At 65.3% G+C, this 14,139-nt stretch carries 13 protein-coding genes and 1 pseudogene; 6 read left to right on the top strand and 8 right to left on the bottom strand.

Going from position 1 to position 14,139, the window contains the following annotated elements; genetic code table 11:
- Positions 1–41 precede the first annotated feature (41 nt).
- Positions 42–416 (top strand): hypothetical protein, encoded by a 375-nt coding sequence (locus tag ACMGRF_RS07920; RefSeq protein ID WP_049412844.1) that lies wholly within the window; start codon positions 42–44, stop codon positions 414–416.
- 73 nt (positions 417–489) lie between these two features.
- Here ACMGRF_RS07920 and ACMGRF_RS07915 read toward each other — a convergent pair.
- The 5 genes and pseudogenes from ACMGRF_RS07915 to ACMGRF_RS07895 form a co-directional block, all read right to left on the bottom strand.
- Positions 490–860 (bottom strand): annotated as a pseudogene (locus ACMGRF_RS07915) (DUF805 domain-containing protein).
- Between the two features lie 115 nt (positions 861–975).
- Entirely contained in the window at positions 976–2,253 is a 1,278-nt protein-coding gene (locus ACMGRF_RS07910; protein ID WP_238378447.1) for a replication-associated recombination protein A, read from the bottom strand.
- 239 nt (positions 2,254–2,492) lie between these two features.
- The gene (lolA, locus tag ACMGRF_RS07905; RefSeq protein WP_180878840.1) at positions 2,493–3,131 is read right to left on the bottom strand and encodes an outer membrane lipoprotein chaperone LolA; all 639 of its coding nucleotides are present in this window, start codon (positions 3,129–3,131) and stop codon (positions 2,493–2,495) included.
- Between the two features lie 111 nt (positions 3,132–3,242).
- Positions 3,243–5,186 carry a DUF3857 domain-containing protein gene (locus tag ACMGRF_RS07900; protein ID WP_180878838.1) on the bottom strand — a complete coding sequence of 648 codons (1,944 nt, stop codon included), beginning with the start codon at positions 5,184–5,186 and terminating at the stop codon, positions 3,243–3,245.
- 39 nt (positions 5,187–5,225) lie between these two features.
- Positions 5,226–7,586: a DNA translocase FtsK gene (locus ACMGRF_RS07895; protein ID WP_100478075.1), complete on the bottom strand. Its 2,361-nt coding sequence runs from the start codon at positions 7,584–7,586 to the stop codon at positions 5,226–5,228.
- Between the two features lie 233 nt (positions 7,587–7,819).
- Between ACMGRF_RS07895 and trxB the strand changes: the two genes are divergently transcribed.
- Positions 7,820–8,791, top strand: a complete 972-nt coding sequence (gene trxB / locus ACMGRF_RS07890) for a thioredoxin-disulfide reductase (protein WP_005416486.1) — start codon at positions 7,820–7,822, stop codon at positions 8,789–8,791.
- 78 nt (positions 8,792–8,869) lie between these two features.
- Here trxB and ACMGRF_RS07885 read toward each other — a convergent pair whose 3' ends face one another.
- Positions 8,870–10,432, bottom strand: coding sequence for an N-acetylmuramoyl-L-alanine amidase family protein (locus tag ACMGRF_RS07885; RefSeq protein WP_414485787.1), 1,563 nt, complete (start codon positions 10,430–10,432; stop codon positions 8,870–8,872).
- A 191-nt stretch (positions 10,433–10,623) separates the two neighbouring features.
- Here ACMGRF_RS07885 and ACMGRF_RS07880 point away from each other — a divergent pair, with 191 nt between their 5' ends.
- The 4 genes from ACMGRF_RS07880 (at position 10,624) to ACMGRF_RS07865 (ending at position 13,448) form a co-directional block, all read left to right on the top strand.
- Entirely contained in the window at positions 10,624–11,748 is a 1,125-nt protein-coding gene (locus tag ACMGRF_RS07880; protein WP_180878836.1) for a GNAT family N-acetyltransferase, read from the top strand.
- A 65-nt stretch (positions 11,749–11,813) separates the two neighbouring features.
- A complete protein-coding gene (gene aat, locus ACMGRF_RS07875; protein ID WP_100478402.1) occupies positions 11,814–12,554 on the top strand; it encodes a leucyl/phenylalanyl-tRNA--protein transferase in 741 nt (246 codons plus the stop codon).
- Between the two features lie 86 nt (positions 12,555–12,640).
- The gene (gene infA / locus ACMGRF_RS07870; protein WP_005409596.1) at positions 12,641–12,859 is read left to right on the top strand and encodes a translation initiation factor IF-1; all 219 of its coding nucleotides are present in this window, start codon (positions 12,641–12,643) and stop codon (positions 12,857–12,859) included.
- Between the two features lie 124 nt (positions 12,860–12,983).
- Positions 12,984–13,448: a hypothetical protein gene (locus tag ACMGRF_RS07865; RefSeq protein WP_315974021.1), complete on the top strand. Its 465-nt coding sequence runs from the start codon at positions 12,984–12,986 to the stop codon at positions 13,446–13,448.
- Between the two features lie 49 nt (positions 13,449–13,497).
- On the opposite strand, the gene ACMGRF_RS07860 is transcribed toward ACMGRF_RS07865, so the two are convergent.
- Together ACMGRF_RS07860 and ACMGRF_RS07855 are read right to left on the bottom strand one after the other, a co-directional pair.
- Entirely contained in the window at positions 13,498–13,785 is a 288-nt protein-coding gene (locus ACMGRF_RS07860; protein WP_049412360.1) for a HigA family addiction module antitoxin, read from the bottom strand.
- A gap of 8 nt (positions 13,786–13,793) precedes the next feature.
- Positions 13,794–14,072 (bottom strand): type II toxin-antitoxin system RelE/ParE family toxin, encoded by a 279-nt coding sequence (locus tag ACMGRF_RS07855; protein ID WP_099485393.1) that lies wholly within the window; start codon positions 14,070–14,072, stop codon positions 13,794–13,796.
- Positions 14,073–14,139 lie beyond the last annotated feature (67 nt).

Here is a 14,139-nt window from a genome sequence, read left to right as displayed (position 1 = left end):
CCACCATCCACGGGAATGAATCCCGTGACTGCGAGAACACCTTGAAGCGCACCGCCCTGATCGCCCTTTCCCTCGGCCTGATTGCACCCCTGGCCGCCCATGCCGCACAGGACCTGCCAACGCTCTACCAGGCCTTTGAAGAGGCCGGCAATTCGTCACTGGGCATGGAAGAACTCAACCAGACGGTGACATTCACCGCCGTGGCCCTGGGCGTCTCCAGCAACCTGGCGGGCGAGCCGCTGATCGAGGCAGGCGACGATCAGGGCAATGTCCTGGCCCGGCTGACCAGCGGCGACGAACAGCAGGCGGCCAAGCTGGGCGCACTGGAAGAAGGCGCGACTTTCACCGCAAGCTGCACGCTGCAGTTCAGCTCGGGAACGGATTACCTGTCCTTCGGCGACTGCAGCATCAAGTAAGAAAGAAGCCGGCGAAACGCCGGCTTCGTTGTCCCGCCCTGTAGAAGTCGAGCCATGCTCGACTCACGCAATCTCACGGCCCCGCAGGCACCGGGCCGTAGACGTTCTCCTGCGGTGTACCCGGCAACAGCGCGAACACGAAGACCACCAGGCCACCGAACGGAACGAAGGCCAGCAGGTACATCCAGCCCGAATGGTTGCAGTCGTGCAGGCGGCGCACGGTGACGGCCATGACCGCAGCAGCGTGGCCAGCCAGAACACGACGAACAGGATGATCGAAGCGATGCACGGCACGTCGGACTGCATCACCAACCCGGCGATGAGCGGCACCATCAGGACGGCCGAGACGATCAACAGCAACAGCTGGAACATCCAGTACTCGCGACGGTTGGCACGACCCTCGAACGGGGCATAACGCCTCAACGGCAGAATCATTTCCTGCACGGCATCAATCCATTACCCCTGTAAAGCCGAGCCATGCTCGGCTGCTGTTCCAGGAGGTACCTGCAAGCCCGTGCAAGAGCGGAGTCGAGCATGGCTCGACGCTGCATAAGCCGGCTCAGCGACCCTTAGCGGCCCTTGCCGCCTCACGCTCGGCGCGCAGCCGATCCAGCTTTTCCTTCAACTTGATTTCCAGCCCGCGCGGCACCGGGTTGTAGTACACCCGTTCGCCCATCGCATCGGGGAAACCCGTCTGGTCCAGCGCGATGCCACCCTCGGCGTCGTGGTCGTACTGGTACTCGGCGCCATAGCCCAGCTCCTTCATCAGCTTCGTCGGCGCATTGCGCAGGTGCAGCGGCACCTCTTCGGTACCGCTCTGGCGCACGTCGGCCTTGGCCTGGTTGAAGGCCGCATAGCCGGCGTTCGACTTGGCGGTGCTGGCCAGGTAAAGCACCAGCTGCGCGAACGCCAGCTCGCCTTCCGGGCTGCCCAGCCGCTCGTAGATGTCCCAGGCTTCCAGCGCCATGCTTTGTGCGCGCGGATCGGCCAGGCCGATGTCCTCGATGGCCATGCGGGTCAGCCGGCGCGCGAGATAGGACGGATCGCAACCGCCGTCCAGCATGCGGGTCAGCCAGTACAGCGCAGCATCGGGGTTGGAGCTGCGTACCGACTTGTGCAGCGCCGAGATCTGGTCGTAGAACTGCTCGCCGCCCTTGTCGAAGCGACGGGTACGGTCGGCCAGCACCTGGGTCAGGGTCTGCGGGGTGATGCGACCACCCTCCCCGCCCGCCAGTTCTGCGGCGATTTCCAACAGGGTCAGAGCACGGCGCACGTCACCATCGGCAGCGGTGGCGATTTCCAGCAGCAGCTCGGGAGCGACCTCGATACCCTCCTCGCCCAGGCCGCGCTCGCGATCCCCCAGCGCACGTTCCAGCGCTTCGACGATATCGGTTGGTGATACCGCTTCCAGCACATGCACGCGGCAACGCGACAGCAGCGCCGAGTTCAGCTCGAACGACGGATTCTCGGTGGTGGCACCGACGAACAGGATCGTGCCGCGCTCGATGTGCGGCAGGAACGCATCCTGCTGCGCCTTGTTGAAGCGATGCACCTCGTCCACGAACAGCACGGTGCGCCGGCCCTCCGCGAAGCGTTGCGCGGCTTCGGCCAGCACCTGGCGCACCTCCGGCAGCCCGGACAGCACGGCAGAGATGGCACGGAACTCGGCATCGGCGTACTCGGCCAGCAGCAGCGCCAGCGTAGTCTTGCCGCAGCCTGGCGGCCCCCACAGGATCATCGAATGCACGCGACCGGATTCGACCGCGCGGCGCAGCGCGCTGTCCGGCGCCAGCAGGCGCTTCTGCCCGACCATTTCGTCGAGGGTGCGCGGGCGCATGCGCTCGGCCAGCGGGCGCAGATGTTCCCGATCAACACTCAGCAGATCGGGGCCGGGGAAGGAAGTTGAACGATGTCTTGCCACCCGCTCATTGTACCGCGACAGGGTGACGACGATTCCGGTAGTGCCGGCCGCTGGCCGGCAGATCAAAAGCGCGTCAACCAGGGTTGACACCCACCTGGGCGGTGCCGATTGACACCCACCAGAGCAGGTAGCCGGGCCACGCCCGGCATCCCCGATCAATTGCCGATGACGTCGGCGCCCTTCGGCGGGTTGAAGCTGAAGGTGCCGGCGGCGAAGCCCGGGTTGCGCTTCCAGCCGCTGAAGCTGATCACGGTCCGCTGGCCGACAGCGTCGGTGATCTCCATCTTGGCCAGGCCCTGGGCATTGAAGCCCAGCGCGGCGTACTGGAAGCTGGCTTCGGTCTCACGCTTCGGCGACAGCGACAGCCACTGCAGGCCATCGCGCTGCGCAGCCTCTTCACTGACGTCGTACTGCTGTTCCAGCAGCGCCGGGTTGATCAGCGCGGTCAGCGGGCTGTTCTGCTCTTCCTTGCCCTGCTCGCGCACGGTGGCCTGCTCCAGGTCCGGCTCGTACATCCAGACCTTCTTGCCGTCAGCCACGATCAACTGCTCGTGCGGGCGCACGTATTCCCAGCGGAACAGGCGCGGCGCCGACAGGGCCACGCGGCCGCTGGTCGATTCCTTCACCTTGCCGCGGCTGTCGAACACCTGCTGGCTGAACTGTCCGTCCAGGCCCTTCAGGCCACTGGTGAAGGTCTTCAGGTCATCGCGGGCACCGGCCCAGGCACTGCCGGCAGCGGCACAGGCGACAGCCAGGGTAGTAGTGGCAAGGAAATGGCGGAAGTGGAAGTTCATGCGGGAATCCTGTGGGCGCGGGCGCCAGGAAAGGTGGTTGCCAGTGTGCCCGGGGAAAGATGAATGGGCGATCAGGGCGACATTATGCCGCCCTGAACGTCCATCGGCGATTCAGCCGCCAGATGCCGGCAGCTTGCCGTACAGCACCTGGCCACGGAAGCCGCGCCGCACTTCGCGATACAGCGCGCGGAACGCGGGGTAGTCCTGCGGCTGGCACAGCGCCTCCGGCCCACGCACCGCGTTCTGCCGCAAGCGGTGGTGCACGATCACGTCCTGGCCCTCGCGGCTCCAGTCCACCCGGTATTCGCCAGCGGCATTGGTAAAGCGCTGGCTGGCCGGAATGGCGATGATCGGCGCATTGGCCGGGAACTGCAGGCGATAAGTTTCCTCGCGCAGGCTGGCATTGCAGTAGAACGGCGTTTCGTTGGCCGGCGCCGAGGCGGTGGCATACAACCCCCGCACCGACTCGCCACCCGGCGGGTCCGGCACGGCCATGCCGCCGGCCACGCTGAAATCGGCGTAGTCCTCGGCCTGGAACGCCATGCGGTAGCCGAACGGCCGGGTCAGGTCGACCGGCACGCCCTGGATCTGCAGCTGCCCTCGCCCATCGAAACCGGACGCGGCCATGATCTGCTCTTCAGCGCGCGCACGATTCTGCGCGTTGAGCTGGGAGAACTGCGCGCGCATGCCGATCTCGGCGTTCTCACCCAACTTGGGAATGGTCTCGCCGCGCAGGTTGCCGTTGGCATCAAACGTGAACCGCACCTCCATCGACGTCGCATTGCGCTCCGGCGTATTGGCCGGGGTACGCGCCAGCGTAGCTTCCCGGGTACGCATCACCGGCGCACCCAGGTCACCTTCCGGCAGCTGCCCGAAGCGCGCCCACGCGGTGGTCGAATCCAGGTAAAGATCAAACTCGGGGATATAGGTGATGGCGTGGTTGAAGCGGCCCAGCACCGGAATCTTCGGCAGCGTCGGGCCGCCCCCCGCACCGATCAGCACCGGCGAGCTGGCGATACCCTTGGCCGCCAGCAGCGCCTCGAGGATCGTCACATGGTCCTTGCAGTCACCGTAGTGGTTGTCGAGGATGCTCTGCGCGCTGTTCGGCTCCAGGCCGCCATTGCCCAGGTACACCGCCACATAGCGGATGTTCTGCGCCACCCAGCGGTACAGCGCGTCAGCCTGCTCGCGACGGTCGCTGATGCCGGCGGTGATCTCATCAGCGAGCGCCTGCAGCGCCGGGGTCACCTTGGCCGCCGGGCCCGCCTTGAGCTGATAGGCGCGCCCCATCTGCGACCAGTCACGATACGTGCTGGCCATGATGTTCGGGCCGAACTCCCAGCCCGCCGCCGACCAGTTCTGCGCCGGCATCGCCTCGCGGCGCTGGTAGCGCCAGCGCCATTGCGCCTGGCCATTCTTCACTGTCGGCCGGTCACTGCCCTGCACGCCGCGGCTGTCGACGAACATCGGCAGGTTGGCCGGCGCACTCAGGGTGACCTCGGCGTCCTCGTACTCGGTAAAGACGTTGAAGGTCTCCCACAGGCCGAAATAGCCCGGGAAGTACGGCGTAGCCTGGGTGCGGCGCACCTGGTAGTACAGGCGCGTGCCCGGGGCCAGGTTCGGGAACACGATCACCCGCACCTTGCGGTCGGCATACATCGCCGCCGAAGCACTGGAGTAGCTCTCTTGCGTGTAGATACGGTCGGCCGGCACGTCGCGGCGCTGGCCGTCGGCAGTGATGGTGTAGGCACCGAGCACTTCCAGCGTTTCCATCTTCTCGCTGTAGCTCAGCCGCACCTGGCTGAACTGCTCGACGGAGGCCTTGGTCTTGAGCAGGACTTCATAGGTTTCGGTCTGCACATTGCCCGCATCGGGCCGCACCTGGTAGTCGGCGCGGTAACGGACAATGCTGAAATTATTGCTGGCTTCGGTATCGCCGCTGGTGGATGGCGGCGCCGTGGCGGGCGCGGAGGTGGCGGTTTCTGCCAGTGCCGGGCCGGCAGCCATCAGGGCTGCCAGCGCCAGCGCCAGCGCGCTTGGTACGGGGTGAAGCATGCGTCGGTTCCTTGGACGTCGTGGGGGATACGTCGGGTCTTACTTCGGCGGTGGCGGTGCGAGCACCGTGCGGTCGCCGTTGTGCTCGGGCGGACTGACCACGCCGGCCGCTTCCATGGCCTCGATCAGTCGCGCTGCACGGTTGTAGCCAATCTTCAGCCGGCGCTGCACGCCGGAAATCGATGCACGACGGGTCTCGGTGACCACCCGCAGCGCTTCGTCATACAACGGGTCGGACTCGTCGCCAGCAGCGCTGTTCTCGGGCAGGCCGGTGGCGCCGACGACCACGCCGTCGCCCATCGTCTGCACTTCGTCCAGCACGCCGTCGACATAGTCGGCCGGGCCCATCGCCTTGAGGTGCTCGACCACGCGATGCACTTCATCGTCGGACACGAACGCACCGTGCACACGCTCGGGCAGCGCGGTGCCCGGCGGCAGGTACAGCATGTCGCCGTGGCCGAGAAGGGTTTCCGCGCCGGACTGGTCGAGGATGGTGCGCGAGTCGATCTTGGAGCTGACCTGGAAGGCGATACGGGTCGGGATGTTGGCCTTGATCAGGCCGGTGATCACGTCCACCGACGGGCGCTGCGTGGCCAGGATCAGGTGGATGCCGGCCGCACGCGCCTTCTGCGCCAGGCGCGCGATCAGCTCTTCCACCTTCTTGCCGACGATCATCATCATGTCGGCGAATTCGTCGATGAAGATGACGATGAACGGCAGCGTTTCCAGCGGACGCGGCGCCTCGCCCAGCTCCGGGTTCGGCTTGAACAGCGGGTCCATCAGCGGCTGGCCTGCGTCCTGGGCTTCCTTCACCTTCTTGTTGAAGCCAGCCAGGTTGCGCACGCCCACCGCGCTCATCAGCTTGTAGCGGCGCTCCATCTCGGCCACGCACCAGCGCAGGCCGTTGGCGGCCTCCTTCATGTCGGTGACCACCGGCGCCAGCAGGTGCGGAATGCCCTGATAGACGCTCAGCTCGAGCATCTTCGGGTCGATCATCAGCATCCGCAGGTCTTTCGGCGAGGCCTTGAACAGCAGGCTCAGCACCATCGCGTTGACCGCCACCGACTTGCCCGAACCGGTCGTACCGGCCACCAGCAGGTGCGGCATGCGCGCCAGATCGGCCACGGTCGGGCGGCCGGCGATGTCCTTGCCCAGCGCCAGGGTCAGCACGCTGGCCGACTTGTCATATTCCTTCGAGCGCAGCAGCTCGGACAGGAAGATCATCTCGCGGGTGACGTTGGGAATTTCCAGGCCGATCACCGACTTGCCCGGAATGACGTCGACCACGCGCACCGACTTCACCGACAGGCCACGCGCGATGTCCTTGTCCAGCGAACTGATCTGGCTGACCTTGATGCCCGGTGCCGGCTCGATCTCGAAGCGGGTGATGACCGGGCCAGGGTTGGCGCCGACCACCTGCGCATCGATGCGGAAGTCCTTCAGCTTGAACTCGATCTGCCGCGACAGGGTCTCCAGCGTCTCTTCGTCGTAGCCCTTCGGCTGCGGCTTGGGATCATCCAGCAGCGCCAGCGGCGGCAGGTCGGAACCATCGCCATTGACGCCACGGAACATCGGAATCTGGGTATCGCGCTTGGCCCGATCACTCTTCTCGATCACCGGCTCCGGGCGCGGCTCGATCTTCACCGGCTCGCGCTTGGCGCGCACCTCGGCGTCGGCCTTGCGCACTTCCTGGCGTTCCTCGCGCATCACCCGGGTCTGCTTCCACTCGGTGACTTCTTCCTTCTTGCGCTCCAGCAACGGCGCCAGCGACATCACGCCGCGACCGATCTTCTCCATCACCGTGAACCAGGACAGCCCGGTGGCCAGGGTGATCGATGCAAGCAGCAGCACCAGCACGAACAGGTTCGCCCCCAGCGCGCCGAAGCCCACCGTGAGCGAGTTGCCGACCAGCTTGCCGAGGATGCCGCCGGCACTGGCGACGTCGCCACTGAACAGGCGCACGTGCAGGAAGCCGGTGCCGGCGATCAGGAAACCGACCAGACCGACCAGGCGCAGTGCCGGATCCAGGTCGTTCTCGCCCTTGCTCTCGCGCTTGAGGCCGAACATGGCGATCCAGGCCAGCGCGCCGAGCACCACCGGCAGCAGGAAGGCGATGTAGCCGAACAGCTGCAGCAGCACGTCGGCGATCCAGGCGCCGGCGCGGCCACCCAGGTTGTGCACCGGCGCGACCACGCTGCCGGTGTGCGACCAGCCCGGATCGGTTGCCGAATAGGTGAACAGACTGGCCGCCAGATAGAGCAGGGCCGGCGCGATGGCGATCAGGCCCAGATCGCGCCAGAGGCGCTGGCGGCGTGGATTGTCGGTCGCCGCCGCCGCGGCCGTGCGACGTGACGCCTTGCTGTCGTCGGACTTGGAGCGTTCGGGGACCTGCTTCGCCACCTTAGACCATACCTTTGGAATGCGCTGTTAGTGATTGATAATAAATGAGACGGCGTCAGTTTTCAGTTATGCGACGCGCGACAGGGCAATCCGAGGCCCGGAACCACCGCTGGATGACGGCGTTCTGTTCATCGGCTTGAATCGCCCTGCCCCAGCCGCCACTCTATGACCTGCCGAGGATGCTGCGCAAACATCGCCAGCGCCTTGTCCCATCTACCTTTTCGCGAGTTTACATGAGCACCAGCCTGCCCTCCCGCCACCAGCGCCTCGTCATCCTCGGTTCCGGACCGGCCGGCTGGACCGCCGCCGTCTACGCCGCCCGTGCCAACCTGAAGCCGGTCGTCATCACCGGCCTGCAGCAGGGTGGCCAGCTGATGACCACCACCGAGGTCGACAACTGGCCGGGTGACGCCCACGGCCTGATGGGCCCGGACCTGATGGCGCGCATGCAGGCCCACGCCGAGCGCTTCGAGACCGAGGTCATCTTCGACCATATCCACACCGCCGACCTGTCGCAGCGCCCATTCAAGCTGATCGGCGACAGCCACGAGTACACCTGCGACGCGCTGATCATCGCCACTGGCGCCACCGCCAAATACCTGGGCATCCCGACCGAAGAGACCTTCAAGGGCCGCGGCGTCTCCGCCTGCGCCACCTGTGACGGCTTCTTCTACCGCGACCAGGACGTGGTCGTGGTCGGTGGCGGCAACACCGCCGTGGAAGAGGCGCTGTACCTGTCCAACATCGCCCGCAAGGTCTACCTGGTCCACCGACGCGACACCCTGAAGGCGGAGAAGATCATGCAGGACAAGCTGTTCAGGAAGGTCGCCGAAGGCAAGATCGAGACCGTCTGGCACCACCAGGTGGAGGAAGTGCTGGGCAACGATGCCGGCGTGACCGGCGTGCGCGTGAAGTCCACCCTGGACGGCAGCACCCGCGACATCGACGCCCACGGCTTCTTCGTGGCCATCGGCCATCATCCGAACACCACCCTGTTCGACGGCCAGCTGGCGATGAACAACGGCTATCTGGAAATCCGTTCGGGCCTGGGCGGCAACGCTACCCAGACCTCGGTGGAAGGCGTGTTCGCCGCCGGCGACGTGGCCGACCAGCACTACCGCCAGGCGATCACCTCGGCCGGCTTCGGCTGCATGGCTGCCTTGGACGCCGAGCGCTACCTGGACGCGCAGGGCAAGGCGAGCTGAGAAGCGAACCTGCTTCTGTAGAATCGAGCGATGCTCGACTCAGGCAAAAGGCCGACGCGAAAGCGTCGGCCTTTCTCGTTACATCCCTGCGGCAGCCGTATTCTCAGGCAAGCCATTTCGATCAGGGCCGCCCGCATCGGCAACACAACGAACGGTGTGAGGCACGGGCTGCGACTTGACCCCGTCCGCATCCAACACGTGCGTCTCCCAGCCGAGCGTCCCCACGCTGTCGCGACCGCAGCTGAGTTGCATCCTGCTGGGCTGGTCAGGCGAATCGATGACCACCGTCCGTCCGCTGCAGCTCCACCCTGATGGGCACAGCGTATTGCGGGTGATCAGGCTGATCGGGAATTGCGGATGGCCCGCAAACGCCACGTCCACCTCGCGCGAGTCGCCGGATGGAACGTCGACATCTGCGATCGGCTGCCCGGACAGCGGCTCAAACGACTTTCCCGTTGCCCACAGGCGATAGCCCTTCTCCACCCCTTTCATCGACGCCGAGCGGAAGACGGGGTCCTGCAGCGCCTTGGCATCATCCGGATTCGTGTGGAACGCCGTCTCTACGATGATCGATGGCATGTGCGCCTCTCGGTTCTCCCCCTTGTTCAGCGCGTGCGGAGCGGGAGCGACGGTGAATGCCGCATATTCAGGTAGCGAGTGAATCAGCTCCTTCATAGAGCACAGGACGCTCTGTGCAAGGGCAGCATCCATCGGCCTACCAGGTTGCACGATCACACGAGTACCGCGCGCGGCCCCCGTGGGTTCTCCATTGCTGTGCAGATGAATCGCCACCTCAGCGCCGTGGTGGTTTGCAAGAAGCGGCCGACTGTTGATGTCTTCACGCTCCTCCCGATCCCAAAGCGTACTGCCGGCGTACGTATTCCATATCTTCGTCTCGGCCGGATACTGCTCCGCAATTGCGTAGCGCGCAGCAATGGTCCACCACTCCTCACCACTCGGCGGATGAGTCGTCCCCGTGATCTGAACGCGCGGCCGGACGACAGGCATTTGGCTCCTTTGCTCGATCATTGCCTTCAGGTTCGCGGCGTACGACGGAGTCAACAGCCCCTCGGAGACGCCATTCCATTCATCCCTTGAGGTCACCCACCGGTTGTCCTTGTAGCTGTAGAAATACCCATGCCCGGCTGCGACAAATGCCATCCCGGACCCAAGCGTTCCACGCATCCGCCGCAGCGCCTCCCCCGCTTCCCGCGCCGCATCGTCCGCAGCCTTTATCTCAGGAAAGTAGTATTCGATCTCTTTCCCGTCATACAGAAAAACGACACGACTGAACGGCGCCATCTGCTCGGCCCAATGCAGTAGTCCAAAGCTGATCTCACTTCGCTGATCCTCGAACGACGGCCCGTAATCGGCAGGAAGGAAGTCCCGATCCAGCGCCACGGTCAGTACACCGTTGGCGATATCTGCTGATACCTCAACCCGGCGACTGCGCGCCTGGCCATCCACAAGACGAACGCGCTCCAGAATGTCGCGCGCCTTCTGGGTCAAGAGGATGTCGAGCCCAGTGTCCTGCTCCACCGCACGAGGAGCGTCAACGGCCTGCGCGGGGCTGATCAACAGTCCGCCGCCAACAAGAGACAGCAGAACAGAAAGGGATCCAAGGCTAAGCTTCTGGTTCATTTTGGCTACTCCATGCAGAGAGTGAATGCACCGCTCCAGCGGCGTAGCTCACTCTGTCCTTTCGCATTCAGGCATTCCGCAACACAGCGCACACGGATGGAGAATTCAGATTTTCCTCACCTCCAACCGAAACAAACCAACCCAGCCCCGCCAGCACCGTTCGCGATCCACCTGTCCTATCCTTGCCAACCATGCCCTCCACCCGCTTCCTCGACTCCCTGCAGTCCATTCCCGCCACCGACTGGGATGCCCTGCACGACGGCCAGAATCCGTTTATCAGCCACGCCTTCCTTTCAGGCCTGGAACAGCACGGCTGCCTGCGCGAGGACTGGGGCTGGCAACCCCGGCACTTCACGCTGTGGGAGGGCGAGCGCCTGATCGGCGCAATTCCGGGCTACCTGAAGACCAACTCCCACGGCGAATTCGTGTTCGATCACGCCTGGGCCAATGCCTATGCCCGCCATGGCCGCGACTACTACCCGAAGTGGCTGGGCGCGGTGCCGTACTCGCCGGTCACCGGGCCGCGCCTGCTGGCCCGTCACGATTCAGAGCGCACTACGCTGCTGTCGGCGTTGCGCGATGCACTGCCGGCACTGGAGGTGTCATCGGCCCATATCAACTTCCACACCGCAGCGGACGAAGCGCTGTTCGGCGATGACTGGCTGCTGCGCGAGGACGTGCAGTTCCAGTGGCAGAACCCGGGTGACTGGGCGACATTCGACCAGTTCCTCGGCGCGATGAACCACAAGCACCGCAAGAACATCCGCCAGGAACGGGCCAAGGTCGCCCGCCAGAGCATCAGCTTCCGCGTGGTGCACGGCGACGACGCCAGCCGCGCCGACCTGCAGGCGATGTACCGCTTCTACCTGCAGACCTTCCTCGAATACGGCAATGCCCCGGCGCTGACCGAGGCCTTCCTGCGCCATCTGGCCATTTCATTGGGACGCGGGCTGGTGCTGTTCCTGGCCGAACAGGACGGCGAGCCGATTGCCGGCGCGCTGTGCCTGCGCGGTGGCGACACGCTGTACGGCCGCTACTGGGGCGGGGCCACCCTGCCCGGCCTGCATTTCGAAGCCTGTTACTACCAGGGCATCGAGTACTGCCTGCGCGAAGGCCTGAGCCGTTTCGAGCCCGGCGCTCAGGGCGAGCACAAGCTGGCGCGCGGCTTCCTGCCGACCCTGGTGCGCAGCCGGCACTGGGTGGCCGACGCGGACTTCGCCGAGGCGTTGCAGGAGTGGTGCCGGCAGGAGCGGCGCGATGTGCGCCGGTACCGGCAGGAGCTGCTGGGGCACAGCCCATTTCGCGCGGACGGGTGAGCTGCCAACCAAGGTTGGCATCTACCGCGGCATTCACGCGGGGCCGCGACGAATACAATGCCGGCATGACCCGCCAGCTGCCCTGGCGCCTGGCCGATGCGCCGGACGCGCCCTTTCCCCCGGCCGAGACCGCCCTGCGCCAGCCCGACGGCCTGCTCGCGGTGGGTGGCGACCTGCACCCAGCGCGCCTGCTCAACGCGTATGCGGGCGGCATCTTTCCGTGGTTCAGCGAGGGCGAGCCGATCCTGTGGTGGTCGCCTGACCCGCGCATGGTGTTCCGCACCGATGGCGTGCACCTGTCCAGCCGCTTCCGCCGCCAGTTGCGCGGCAGCACGTGGGAGGTCACCGCCGACACCGCCTTCAGCCGGGTGATGCGCGCCTGCGCGGCGGCACCTCGGCCCGGCCAGGACGGCACCTGGATCAGCCCGGCCATGATCGAGGCCTACAGCCAGCTGCACGACCTCGGCTTTGCCCACTCGTTCGAGGTCTGGGACCGGCAGACGCTGGTCGGCGGCATCTACGGTGTGGCGATCGGTACCGTATTTTTCGGCGAGAGCATGTTCAGTGGCGCCAGCGGTGGTTCCAAGATCGCGCTGGCGGCACTGGCGTCCACGCTTCACGGCTGGGGCTGGGAGCTGATCGACGCCCAGGTGGAAAATCCGCACCTGCTGCGGATGGGCGCCGGACACCTGCCGCGCGCGGAGTTCCTGCAGCACGTGCGCCAGGCCGTGCGCCGTGACTGCCGTGAAGGCCCGTGGACACAGGCCGTCGGACGCTTGCCAGCCCAGCGTTTGGCCGGCGGTTAACGCAAACTTTGCAAGCTGGGCCGGTCACGCGTAAAATACCGCGCCTTAGGCCCAGCGTGGCCGTTTTCTGAACCGCACAGGACTACATGTCGAAAGACGATTCCATCGAGTTCGAGGGCACCGTCAGCGAGACGCTGCCGAACACCACTTTCCGCGTTCGCCTGGAAAATGGGCACGAAATCATCGCCCACATCTCCGGCCGCATGCGCAAGAACTACATCCGCATCCTCACCGGTGACCGGGTCAAGGTTGAAATGACCCCGTACGACCTGACCAAGGGTCGTATCACCTACCGCATGAAGTAAGCGGTCGGCGCGCAGCGCCACGTCGACAAGGCCAGCCCTGGTTGCTGGCCTTTTGTCATGCCTGCCATCCGGCCCTGCCGGAGGTCATCGTGACCGAACTCACCGTGACGTCGGTCAGCCCTGCTTGCGGCAGATTCGCATCTGCATCCGTGGCGGCATCGTGGGACCCGATCCAGTCCGGATCGCCATCCCCTGCCCCGCCATGAACATGCCCTCGCTGACCGCCCTGCTCATCGCCCTCGTCGCGTCCGCCAGCGCGCTGCCTGCACGCGCCGCCGATACCCCCACTGCGGCGAACGCCGCTGACTGCATCCAACTGGGCGGCGACCAGCAACTGGTGCGCGCCGGCGCCTCGCGCAACATCCTGCTGCGCAATGGCCAGGACCATTACGTCGTGCATTTCCAGGACGACTGCTCGGCGGCAGGCTACTCGCGGAAACTGAGCTTCGCCACGGACGGCCAGCAGGGCCTGCTGTGCGCTGCCGGCCGCAGCCAGCTGCTCACCGATTCCAGTCGCTGCATCGTGTCGCAGATCGAGCCAGTCGACGAGGCAACCTTCAAGAAGAAGGCCCGCCAGCGCAGCCGCTGACGTCGCGTACGACAAGGGCGGCCGAAGCCGCCCTTGTCAGGAGGGAGTGTCACCGCACAGGCGCAACCAGTGGCAGCACCCGCGGCTGCTCGTGCTGCCGCGCCAGCCAAAGGTCGTAATTGGATTGCAGTCCCATCCAGAAAGCCGCCGTACTGACCCCGGCCATTTCCAGGCGGATGGCCAGATCAGGACTGATGCCCGCCTTGCCGTTCAACACCCGCGACAATGCCACCCGCGACATAGCCAAGCGCTCGGCCGCTTCGGTCACCGAGAGATCCATCGGATCGAAGACCATCGCCTTGATCGTCTGCCCTGGATGTGGGTGGTGATGAATCATGCGCAACCTCAGTGATAGTCCAGGTAGTCCAGCAGCTCCACATCGCCACCGGTGAAACGAAAGGTGATCCGCCAGTTGCCATTGACCCACACAGACCAATGCCCCCGCAGGTCGCCCCGCAGCTTGTGTGGGCGCAATCCAGGCATGGCGAGATCCTCGGGACCCGATGCCACATCCAGGATCGACAGGATCATCAATACCCTGCTGGTGTGACTGTGTCGGATCCCGCTGCTGCTACCGGAGCGGTAGAGCCGCTCGAGGCCTTTGTGGCGAAAGCCGATGATCATCACTGTATCCCGTATCGTTGCGCGATACAAATGAAGTAATCCCGTCGCGCTCACGAAACAGCATTGA

It is taken from the genome of Stenotrophomonas sp. EMP41 (assembly GCF_047495535.1).
Classification (GTDB): domain Bacteria; phylum Pseudomonadota; class Gammaproteobacteria; order Xanthomonadales; family Xanthomonadaceae; genus Stenotrophomonas; species Stenotrophomonas sepilia.
This window is presented reverse-complemented; position numbering and strand designations above follow the sequence as displayed.

Coding starts and splice junctions, on each gene's coding strand:
- aat (WP_100478402.1), top strand. CDS start 11,814: ATGACCCGCCAGCTGCCCTGGCGCCTGGCCGATGCGCCGGACGCGCCC.
- ACMGRF_RS07885 (WP_414485787.1), bottom strand. CDS start 10,432: ATGAACCAGAAGCTTAGCCTTGGATCCCTTTCTGTTCTGCTGTCTCTT.
- ACMGRF_RS07855 (WP_099485393.1), bottom strand. CDS start 14,072: ATGATCATCGGCTTTCGCCACAAAGGCCTCGAGCGGCTCTACCGCTCC.
- ACMGRF_RS07910 (WP_238378447.1), bottom strand. CDS start 2,253: ATGCGCCCGCGCACCCTCGACGAAATGGTCGGGCAGAAGCGCCTGCTG.
- ACMGRF_RS07860 (WP_049412360.1), bottom strand. CDS start 13,785: ATGATTCATCACCACCCACATCCAGGGCAGACGATCAAGGCGATGGTC.
- infA (WP_005409596.1), top strand. CDS start 12,641: ATGTCGAAAGACGATTCCATCGAGTTCGAGGGCACCGTCAGCGAGACG.
- ACMGRF_RS07900 (WP_180878838.1), bottom strand. CDS start 5,186: ATGCTTCACCCCGTACCAAGCGCGCTGGCGCTGGCGCTGGCAGCCCTG.
- ACMGRF_RS07880 (WP_180878836.1), top strand. CDS start 10,624: ATGCCCTCCACCCGCTTCCTCGACTCCCTGCAGTCCATTCCCGCCACC.
- trxB (WP_005416486.1), top strand. CDS start 7,820: ATGAGCACCAGCCTGCCCTCCCGCCACCAGCGCCTCGTCATCCTCGGT.
- lolA (WP_180878840.1), bottom strand. CDS start 3,131: ATGAACTTCCACTTCCGCCATTTCCTTGCCACTACTACCCTGGCTGTC.